9 protein-coding genes are annotated in these 9,745 nt (G+C 60.7%); 4 read left to right on the top strand and 5 right to left on the bottom strand.

The features are described 5' to 3' along the window. The 3 genes from A3A9_RS42475 to A3A9_RS0111825 all read right to left on the bottom strand — a co-directional run. A partial coding sequence (locus tag A3A9_RS42475) for a transposase (RefSeq protein WP_152536097.1) occupies positions 1 to 163 on the bottom strand: 163 nt, incomplete at its 3' end. Between the two features lie 805 nt (positions 164 to 968). After that, on the bottom strand, positions 969 to 3,014 hold the full coding sequence (locus A3A9_RS0111830) for an SPFH domain-containing protein (RefSeq protein WP_027058975.1): 2,046 nt from the start codon (positions 3,012 to 3,014) through the stop codon (positions 969 to 971). A gap of 303 nt (positions 3,015 to 3,317) precedes the next feature. Then, on the bottom strand, positions 3,318 to 4,223 hold the full coding sequence (locus tag A3A9_RS0111825) for a LysR family transcriptional regulator (RefSeq protein WP_027058974.1): 906 nt from the start codon (positions 4,221 to 4,223) through the stop codon (positions 3,318 to 3,320). 129 nt (positions 4,224 to 4,352) lie between these two features. On the opposite strand from A3A9_RS0111825, the gene A3A9_RS0111820 reads away from it, so the two are divergent. The 4 genes from A3A9_RS0111820 (at position 4,353) to A3A9_RS0111805 (ending at position 8,239) form a co-directional block, all read left to right on the top strand. Then, positions 4,353 to 5,687, top strand: coding sequence for an amidohydrolase family protein (locus A3A9_RS0111820; RefSeq protein ID WP_027058973.1), 1,335 nt, complete (start codon positions 4,353 to 4,355; stop codon positions 5,685 to 5,687). Positions 5,688 to 5,755: 68 nt separating this feature from the next. After that, a complete protein-coding gene (locus tag A3A9_RS0111815) occupies positions 5,756 to 6,955 on the top strand; it encodes an arabinose transporter (protein ID WP_027058972.1) in 1,200 nt (399 codons plus the stop codon). A gap of 51 nt (positions 6,956 to 7,006) precedes the next feature. Beyond that, positions 7,007 to 7,777, top strand: a complete 771-nt coding sequence (locus A3A9_RS0111810) for an SDR family NAD(P)-dependent oxidoreductase (protein WP_027058971.1) — start codon at positions 7,007 to 7,009, stop codon at positions 7,775 to 7,777. A 102-nt stretch (positions 7,778 to 7,879) separates the two neighbouring features. Next, a complete protein-coding gene (locus tag A3A9_RS0111805; protein ID WP_027058970.1) occupies positions 7,880 to 8,239 on the top strand; it encodes a YybH family protein in 360 nt (119 codons plus the stop codon). A 79-nt stretch (positions 8,240 to 8,318) separates the two neighbouring features. Here A3A9_RS0111805 and A3A9_RS0111800 read toward each other — a convergent pair whose 3' ends face one another. Beyond that, complete coding sequence (locus A3A9_RS0111800) at positions 8,319 to 8,738, bottom strand: DUF982 domain-containing protein (RefSeq protein WP_245279016.1); 420 nt, start codon at positions 8,736 to 8,738, stop codon at positions 8,319 to 8,321. A 21-nt stretch (positions 8,739 to 8,759) separates the two neighbouring features. Then, entirely contained in the window at positions 8,760 to 9,740 is a 981-nt protein-coding gene (locus tag A3A9_RS0111795; protein ID WP_027058968.1) for an ABC transporter ATP-binding protein, read from the bottom strand. Positions 9,741 to 9,745 lie beyond the last annotated feature (5 nt).

Raw genomic sequence — 9,745 nt, 5'->3', positions numbered from 1 at the left:
CATAGCGCTCCGGAATGTCCGCCCAAGGCGCTCCGGTCCGCAATCGCCAGAATATCCCGTTCAAAACCCGCCGGTCGTCAACACGCGCTACGCCCCGCGGCTTGTTCGGCAACAAGGGCTCGATGACCGACCACTCAAAATCCGTAAGATCAAAGCGCGCCATTCATACCTCCATCATGAGAGGAATGAATCACCCATCAAACGTTTTGGGAATCCCATTTTATGGGTCTATGACCTAGAGTTCGTTGTCGCGCGATTCATCAGGCGGATAGTGCCCTTCGCGCCAAAGGGTGGCGCGTCGGATCCGATTTCGCCAGCGCCAACTCTTCTGGATCGAAGGTCCTACTGCAAGCGTGTCGACGTCGCGCTAGTTCGCTTGAGATTTCCGCATCCAATTCCCCTAGGAAAACTGGACGCCGCGGCAGACAATGAGGTTCACGGATATCCCGGCGAACATTCGCAATGGCACGGTAAATATCGTCGGCAGAAGAGCGTCAAAAAAGGACTCTCGGCGGCTCCTTCGTAAGAACGAAAAAAGAAGAGAAGCAGAACTTTCGTGTGCGATTTTTGCACGCGATATTCCACAACTATCTAATATTATTTATATATCTGTCCCATCCATCATGGGTGCAATAGCTAGCCTATGATTTTGATATTTCGTCATTTTTCTCAAGGTGCCAGATCGATCATGGTGAGACACCAAGCAAGTGCCCTACACAACGCGCCTGGAACCTTCGGCCAACTCACCATATCTTCGTATCGACGACATGTGCGACGTAGGCCCCCTCTCCGCTCCAAGGCCGCGACACTCGATATACTGCAAAGACATTTGGGGAAGTGCAACATCGTGGCCCTCGATCGCGAATGGCTCATTCGCTTTGGTCACGACCGTGTGCCGCCCAAGGCGCCTAGCTGCGGTATGTGTTGGCAGAGCGCAAAATGGGCCGGTAAAACCGGCCCATATCGAATTAATCCTCCTCAACCGCTGCCGGGATTTCATCGGGTAGGGTTTGCGGTCCAACCCGGTCGGCAACGAGCATCGAAAGCATCATCTCGACAAGGCCATTGGCGGCCCCCTTCTCGCCACCGGTAGCGCCGATCTGGATCTGCGGCACGATCGGTAGCCTGCCATTTTCGATCGCCTCGGCGAAGCGCATGAGAACCTGCGCGTTGAGCTGATAGTCCGGGCCGCCGAAGGCCGCGACCTTCTTCTCGGTGGCCTCGGCCTCCGCCAGACCGATGGCGCGTACCCTCTCGGCATCCGCAAAACCGGTCGCCTTGATGCGTTCGGCATCGGCAAGCGCGATCGCCTTGATCATGTCGGCCTCGCCTTGGCCGCCGAGGCGCACCTTCTCGGCCTCTGCCTTGGCAGTGACCTGAATGGTTTCCGCCTGTTGGCGGGTGCGGGCGAGTTGCGCCTTGCCCTCGTTCTCACTGATCTCGATGGTAAGTGCCGACGTCGTGATCTTGGCTTGCTGTTCGGCGAGCGCCTCCTTCTCGCGCAACGTGCGTTCCTGGATGGCCGCCTTCTCCTGCAATTTATAGGTCTCGACCTTTTCGACTGCGATCTGGCGCTCGCGCAGCTGGATCAGGATCTGCTCTATGCTGTTCTGGCCATTGCCAGCACGGGGCGTACCAATCAACACTTCCTGCAGCTCGAGGCTATAGGAATTGAATTTTTCGCGCATCTCCTCGCCCGATTTGCGCTGGATATCGCTACGCTCCTGCAAAAGCTGGATCAGCGTTTTTGTCTGGGCAATATTCTTGAAGTAGGCAGAGACCATCGGATCGAGCGTTTGTTCGACCAGCCGCTTGATGTCACCGAAACGCTGCACCACCAGCGGCGCCTTCATATAGTCGATATGCACGACAACGGAGAGCGGCAGCACAGGCTCGAACGCATCCTTGGTGATCAACGACACCTCAGACAGGTTCTCGTCCAGCCTGTGTTCGCCAAACTGCTCCTTCGTCCATTTGAGCACGAAGTTGGTGGTCGGCACGATAATGATGTTGCCGGCATAGGTATTGAACGCATACTTGCCTGGCAGCAGCGGCGTTGACCAGACACCGCGTGCGCCGATTTCGACCAGCTCGCCGTGACGGTATGCCTGCCCGGAAATGTCCGCGCCGTGGCGGCCGTTATAGGAGACGACAACACCCACGGTGCCAACGTCAATGATCGTCTTCTCGACCAGTTCGACGGTCGCGAAAATGCGATTGAGGAAGTAGCTGCCGTCGGCCAGTACCTGCAGCTGCCGGCCACGGTAGCCACCGGCATTGAGAAACTTCTCCGGGTCCTGAAAATTGTTGTGGAAGTTCGGGTCGGTCGGATCGTTGGCGACGGTCGGTGCGATGATCTCGCCGTCCGGTAGGGCTGGACCGTCATGGATGGTGACGATACCGATCATGTCCTCGGCATTATGGATGACGACGGGCTCAAAACCGCCCCGCTCCGAGATCATGCCGGACATATTGCTAAAAAGGTTTTGTTCCGACGCGCTCAGATTTACGGCATAGATCGACTGGGCGGTCAGCACGATGAATTGTGCGAGATTGATAGCATAGGTGCCTTCACGCAAGATCTTGCGTTGCGGTCCTTTCTGTCCGCCTTTTTCGAGAAAGCCGCGCACATCCTGGAAATCATCGGCGTCGGTGTTGCAAGCAAGTGTTTGCGTCGGAGGCAGCGGCTTGCCATCACGGGCAAAGACGTAGCCGATCTGACCCTGCGGGATGGTGACAAGATTGGCGCGATGCATCGAATATTGGAACGGCATGAAGAAATGCAGGCCGCCGCGCACGACCTCCGGCTGGTAGCCTGCCTCTCGGTTGAGCGCGATGAAGCCATTGCTGACGGAGCCGCGAAAACTCCATAGTTTTTCCAGGATGCCGAGCCTGTCGTTGGGGATGTAGCGGACCACGCCGCTCCGCCAGAACAGGATTGCCAGCACGATGAGCGGCACGGCTATCTCGATGGCCGGCCATTTCATCGGCTCGAGATATTGCAGGGCGTCCATTTCTTCTCTCCTGTGGGCGCGCGGGTTCGTTCACCCGGCGGCGACCCGGTTGGTGTTGATTGATGAGGTGGGGAGATTGCGCGCCGACACGCTCGACGCACTAGCGCGTGTCGAACGTTTGGGCTGCTCATTGTATGGGAAAATGACCGCGCGTCCCGAGTCCCCAGTGAGGGGATGCGTAGCCGTGAACGATGTCACATCGGTTTTGCCTTGATAGACATAACGGAAGATGACGTAGGGATCGCGCCAACAGGTTTAAAGATATTCCGCGCGGAAATAGTATAAATATTTCCAGCGCTTTGGTTAAAGCTCCCGACACACCTCGACGCAGAAATCGACGAAGGCGCGCACTTTGGCGGGCGGATGCTTGCGCGACGGGTGAAAGGCAAACAGCGGGAAGAGCTCGCCATGCCAGTCCGGAAAGAGATCGATCAGCATTCCATCCGCCAACAATTCCCCGACGCCCCAGCTGATGACCTGGGTGATACCGGTTCCAGCTATGCATTCCTCCAGCATCGATTTGGGGTCGGTGAAGGTCAGAGGTCCGCTGGTCGCAACCTCGATCGTTTCCTCGCCGCGCACGAACGCCCAGTCGAATGGCGTGCCGCTGTGCGGGTCCAGGAATTGCAGGCATCGATGCGCTGACAGATCCGTGGGGTCGCGGGGCCGTCCATGGCGCTCGATGTAGCGCGGGGAAGCGACCGTCAGGATCGGCGCCTCGATCAACTTGCGCACCACCAGCGTGGAGAAACGTGGCTGTCCGAACCGGATTGCAAGGTCGATGCCATCCGATACCAGGTCTCCGAACTGTTCTTTCGACACGAACTCGATCTTGAGCTCGGGATAGCGATCGCAGAAGGCGCCGAGCCGGCCTGCCAGAACCAGCGGCAAGAAGAAGGGGTCGATGTCCACCTTGAGGCGGCCTCTTACAGCCGAGGCCGTACCGGAGGCGATAACCGCCGCATCCTCGATCGCATTCAGATGGGGTTTCACGTCTTCGTAGAAGCGCCGGCCCTCGTCGGTCAGTGACAGGGATCGCGTGGTTCGATCGAGCAGCCGCACGCCCAGACGCGCCTCAAGCCGTCCAATGGCCCGGCTGACGCCTGAATCGGTGATGCCGATCAGCGCGGCGGCTTTGACGAAAGTGCCGCCTTCGACCACCGCCGCCAGCACGCTTACCCCGGACAAGACCCTGCCGTCGAACGCCATTGGTCATTCCTGATTTTCAGTCAGGAAGTATCGGACATATCAGCACTTAATTCAAGTTCGTCCGGGAGCGATAAGGCTGGCCATGCGCAACCCATCGCTTGTCAGCACGCATATGAAAAGGAACAGACCATGAGCACGCAGAAGAATCCCCGCACGCTATTCAAAGGTGGCACCGTCATAACGATGGATGCCGCCGTCCCCAATCTCGCGAGCGGCGACGTTCTCGTCGAGAACGACCGCATCGTCTCGATCGCCGCAAACATCCAAGTCGAAGGCGCCGAGATCATCGACGCCTCGGCAAGCATCGTCATGCCAGGGCTGGTCGATGCGCATCATCACATGTGGCTCGGCGTGATGCGGCGTCTGATGCCTGATGTCGACGACCTTTTTGCCTATATCGGCGTCGTCGCCGAAACGCTCGGCGCGCATTACCGCCCGCACGACATGTCTATCAGCACCAGCCTGACGGCCGCAGCCTCGCTCGATGCCGGCATAACGACCATCATCGATCCTTGCCACAGTTCGCGCAGCCCCGAACACACCGATGCGGCGCTCGACGCACTGAAGGGGTCCGGCATCCGCGCACTGCACATGGTCGGCGCCGCCATGGACAAGAAGGCATCTAGCGCGCATCTGCCTGGCGATCTCGAACGCCTCGCCCGCAATTGGAATGCAGGCGGCCTCGTACAGGTCGGACTGTTTGGCCAGTTCAATCTCGACTGGTGGAAGGTCGCGCGCGACCTCGACATGCGGATACTGACCGAGTTCATCGGCGATCTTGCGAAACTGCCCGCGGAAGTCACTGAAAAAGGCCTGTTGGGCCCGCACAACATCTTCAACCATTGCACGCGCCTGCCCGAGGATACCTGGAAGCACTTTGCCGACGCCGGAGTCAACGTGACCGTCAATCCGCGTTCCGACGCGCTGTTTGGCTTCGATGACGACCGCTTCGCCTATCAGCAGGCCATCGACCACGGTTTGGCGCCGGCGCTTGGCATCGACCTCGACACGGCCTTTGGCAGCGACCTGTTCGGCGAAATGCATGCATTATTCGGGCAGCAGCGTTCGGCGATGCGCTACCGCCGCTTCCGGGGCGAAACCAACGTGCCCGCGCCGATCTGCGTCGAAGCAGTACTGGAAGCCGCCACCATCAATGGTGCCCGTGCAGCCGGCCTTGAAACTGCCATCGGCACGCTGACACCAGGCAAGCAGGCAGACATCATCATGGTACGCACCGACGGTGTCGCCGTTTTCCCGCTCAGCAATGCAATCGGCGCGATCGTCCAGGCGGTCGAGCGCTCCGACGTCGACACGGTGATGGTCGCCGGCAAGATCCGCAAACGCGCCGGCAAGCTGGTCGACATCGATCTCGCCAGGCTGGCATCAGACGCAACCGCCTCACGCGATTATCTGCTCGAAACCAGCGGTTATCGCACCAGCCTCTTCGGTGCCGTCGCGAACTAATCCGTCAGCTCCGGCGGGTCGCCCACAAGCGGCGGCCTGCCGCCCCCAATCATCCCATGGAGGCTGTCATGTCAGCATTCGCTACCCCAGCAGTGAACCGGCCGAATGCCGCGCCGCCTCATCTTTCCCGTCCCGCGCCCGGCATCATCGCGGCTCTGTTTTGCGGCTATCTCTGCGTCGGTCTGCCGCTGCCGGTGCTGCCGCTGTTTATCCATGACAAACTCGGATTCAGCAACCTGATCGTCGGGCTGGTTATCGGCATTCAGTTCCTCGCAACCGTGCTGACGCGCGGCTATGCCGGGCGTATCACGGATCAGCAAGGCGGCAAGCGCGCGGCGATTCAGGGTGCGGTCGTTTGCGCGTGTGCTGGGCTGCTCTATTTCGTCTCCGCGCTGCCCGGCCTGTCCCCTGCAGCCAGCCTCGCCATCGTGGTCGTCGGCCGCCTGACTGCCGGGTTTGGCGAGAGCCAGTTCGTCACGGGCTGCGTCTCGTGGTCGATCGCCTCGGTCGGCCCGCAGCGCGCCGGCATGTCGATGTCCTGGACCGGCATTGCGATGTTCGCGGCCCTTGCCGTCGGCGCGCCGGTCGGCATGGCGCTCTATCAGGCCTATGGGCTCGATGCCGCCATGGTCGCCTGCGTCGTGGCACCGCTTGTCGCTGCCGCCATCGCCTTCGGCTCGACCTCTTACATGACGCCCGGCGGCCAGCGGCTGCCCTTCTACCGCGTTGTCGGCCAGATCTGGCGCGAAGGCCTTGGCCTGATGCTGCAAGGCGTCGGCCTTTCCGGCCTCACCGCCTTTGCCTCGCTCTATTTCGTCGCGCATGGCTGGGGCCATGCCGGTCTGGTGATGACCGCTTTCGGCATTGGCTTCATTCTCATGCGGGTCTTGTTTGGACATCTGCCCGACAGGATCGGCGGTTATCGCGTCGCCCTGTGGTCGATGGTCATAGAGGCGATCGGACAGGTGATGATCTGGAGCGCCCCGCATGAGAGCGTCGCGCTGGCCGGCGCGCTGGTCACCGGACTGGGCTGCGCACTGATCTTCCCTGCCCTTGGTGTCGAAGCCTTGAAGCGTGTCCTGCCGGCGAACAGGGGCAGTGCCATGGGTGCCTTTGTCGCCTTCCTCGATATCGCCTACGGGCTCGCAGGACCTGTCGCGGGCTTCGTGGCCGGCCAGTTCGGTTACGCTGCCGTCTACCTGCTCGGTGCGGCCAGCGCGTTGCTTGGCGTGGCGTTGGTCTCCACTGCACGCAGCCACGAAGATTGATCGTCGACCTATCGCCGCGCACCGACGCGGCCAGTTTCAAGGAGAATTGCAATGTCGCGTATCTTTATTTCCGGCTCGTCCGCCGGCCTCGGGTTAATGGCGGGTGAACTGCTCATAAGCCAGGGCCACCAGGTCGTCCTTCATGCCCGCAATGCAGCCCGCGCCACTGACGCCCGTCAGGCGTTACCCCAGGCCGAAGCGATCGTGGAAGGCGACCTCGAGACAGTTGCCGGAGCCAGGCAACTTGCCGCGCGCGTCAATGAACTTGGCCGCTTCGATGCGGTGATCCACAATGCCGCTGTCGGCTATCGCGAAGCCCATCGCTTGACGGCCGATGGCTTGCCACACGTCTTCGCCATCAACACTTTGTCGGCCTATGTCTTGACCGCCTTGATCGAGCGTCCGAAGCGCCTCGTCTATCTCAGCTCAGGCATGCATCATCACGCCGATGCCAGTCTCAACGATATCCTTTGGCGCAAGCGCCGCTGGAACGGTTCGACCGCCTATGCCGAGAGCAAGTTGCACGATGCGATGCTGGCGTTCGCGGTAGCCCGTCGCTGGCCTGAAATTTTGTCGAATGCGCTCGAACCCGGCTGGGTGCCCACAAAAATGGGTGGACCCGGGGCGCCCGACGACATGAAGCAGGCGCACGTCACGCAGGCTTGGCTGGNGGCCAGCGACGAGCCGCAAGCCAAGACGACCGGCCGCTATTTTTATCACTTACGTCCGCTGGCCGCCAATCGTCAGGCCGACGACAACGCACTTCAGGATCGCCTGCTTGAAATCTGCGCCGAGCTTTCCGGCATCACGCTGCCTGCCTGAGTGCGCGGCCCCGCCCGCTGATCCAGAACATTCCGTGAGCTGTCACGCATACGACAGGTCATTCTACGGTAGGATCTGGTCGAAGCAGGAGTGGAGGTCAGCATGAACGATCCAGCCAGGGGAAAACCTGTCTACGATCCGCAGGATCTCGAGCCTCTGCTGATTTCGCTGCAGCATGCTGGCGATGTCGATGGCAGGACTGCTTTGTTCGAACCTGATGCGGTGATCGACTGTGGCGGCGGACGTTTTCTGCGCGGCCGCGACGCCATTCGCGGCTACTATGCCGAGATCGTCGCGTCAGGCCGCAAGTTTGCCATGGAAGAACAGCGGCCAGCGCTCATTTGCGGTGACCTGGCGCTCACCTCCACCCGCCTTCCCGACGGCCACATAACCAGCGAAGTTGCCCGACGGCAAAGCGATGGCTCGTCGCTTTGGGTTATAGACCGCTATTCCGTCGCTTGAGCAGACAGAAAAGAGCCGCTCACGCCGTTGCGGACGCAGTCCGTAACGTTCAGCAATAACGTCCAGCAATCCGGCGCGGCTACCGCCGCAGCGCGTATACAGCCGCCGTGGTATCGCCGGCGACAGGCAGCGCCATATCATCGTCCAGAAGCCGCGTGATCCGGGCAAAGCCCGTGAACGCCTTCCTCGCTTCCTCGGCCGACATCTGACCCGACAAAGCCGCCGAGCAGCAGTTCAGCGCACATTGAAACACAGGCCCACGTCGTCCCGTCGGCCATTTACGCAAGAAAACCATCGCCTCGGCGACACTATCCACTTCTTCTACAGGATGCCCCTGCCCGCGCGAGATCCGCACGGGCGAAAAGAAATGCAGGTAGTCCATCGTTTCCTCCCGGTCGATCGCGATGCGCTCGATCGAACCATATGAAACGCTCCGCCCGGCGGTTGGTTCCATGAGGAAAGCAGAATCTTCGGAAATCTTTTGGCCGGCTGCGATCAACGATACGGCGACGGTCGCCTTCTATGTCGTCGGGAAGTGGCAGGCCACTTTGCGGCCGGGTCGATATTCCCTCAGCTCTGGCCGTTCCGAGCGGCATCGCTCGACCGCAATCGGGCATCTTGGGTGGAAACGGCAGCCGGATGGCGGATTGAGTGGGCTCGGCACGTCACCGGTCAGGATGATGCGCTTGCGCATCCCATTGGGCGTCGTCTCGACGACGGGAACCGCCGAGATCAGCGCCTGGCTGTAAGGATGGGCCGGGGCTGCGAAAACTTCCTCCGCCGGGCCTTCCTCGACAATCGAGCCGAGATACATGACCGCGATGCGGGTCGAGACCTGACGCACTACGGACAGGTCGTGAGCGATGAAGATGTAGGTGAGGTTCAGCTTTTCCTGCAGATCGGCAAGCAGGTTGACGATCTGCGCCTGCACCGACACGTCGAGCGCCGAGACCGGTTCGTCCAGCACGACGAGATCGGGGTTCAACGCAATCGCCCGCGCGATGCCGACACGCTGGCGTTGCCCGCCGGAGAATTCATGGGGATAGCGCATGACATGGTCCGGCTGCAGCCCGACCAGGTCGAACAGTTCGGCGACGCGTGCGGTGATCTCGCGGGACGAAAGCTTGCCATGGATGCGCAATGGCTCGGCCACGAGATCGCCGACGCGGCGGCGCGGATTGAGCGAGGCCGACGGGTCCTGGAACACCATTTGCAGGCGGCGCCGCAGTGGCCTCAGTTCGGACAACGACTTCGAGGTGATGTCGTCGCCTTCGAACAGGAGTTGACCGTCCGATATGTCGTAGAGCCTCACCAGGCAACGCGCCAGCGTGGACTTGCCGCATCCGGATTCACCGACCAGCCCGACTGTTTCGCCACGCCGCACAGTCAGCGAAACATTGTCGACGGCATGGACGGTTCGCTTGCCTTCGGCGGAAAACCGGATGCCGATCGAAAAACGCTTGCCCAGCGAGCGCGTCTCGAGGATTGGGCTGTCAATCATCGGTC

The sequence above is a fragment of the Mesorhizobium loti CJ3sym genome (genome assembly GCF_000472785.1).
In the GTDB taxonomy this organism is placed as follows: Bacteria; Pseudomonadota; Alphaproteobacteria; order Rhizobiales; family Rhizobiaceae; genus Mesorhizobium; species Mesorhizobium loti_E.
The sequence above is the reverse complement of the archived record's forward strand: the minus strand, read 5'-3'. Positions and strand labels throughout refer to the sequence as shown.

What these genes read in the sequence shown, in the direction of transcription:
- A3A9_RS0111825 (WP_027058974.1), bottom strand. Translation starts at nt 4,223, where the DNA reads ATGGCGTTCGACGGCAGGGTCTTGTCCGGGGTAAGCGTGCTGGCGGCG.
- A3A9_RS0111830 (WP_027058975.1), bottom strand. Translation starts at nt 3,014, where the DNA reads ATGGACGCCCTGCAATATCTCGAGCCGATGAAATGGCCGGCCATCGAG.
- A3A9_RS0111815 (WP_027058972.1), top strand. Translation starts at nt 5,756, where the DNA reads ATGTCAGCATTCGCTACCCCAGCAGTGAACCGGCCGAATGCCGCGCCG.
- A3A9_RS0111805 (WP_027058970.1), top strand. Translation starts at nt 7,880, where the DNA reads ATGAACGATCCAGCCAGGGGAAAACCTGTCTACGATCCGCAGGATCTC.
- A3A9_RS0111820 (WP_027058973.1), top strand. Translation starts at nt 4,353, where the DNA reads ATGAGCACGCAGAAGAATCCCCGCACGCTATTCAAAGGTGGCACCGTC.
- A3A9_RS0111795 (WP_027058968.1), bottom strand. Translation starts at nt 9,740, where the DNA reads ATGATTGACAGCCCAATCCTCGAGACGCGCTCGCTGGGCAAGCGTTTT.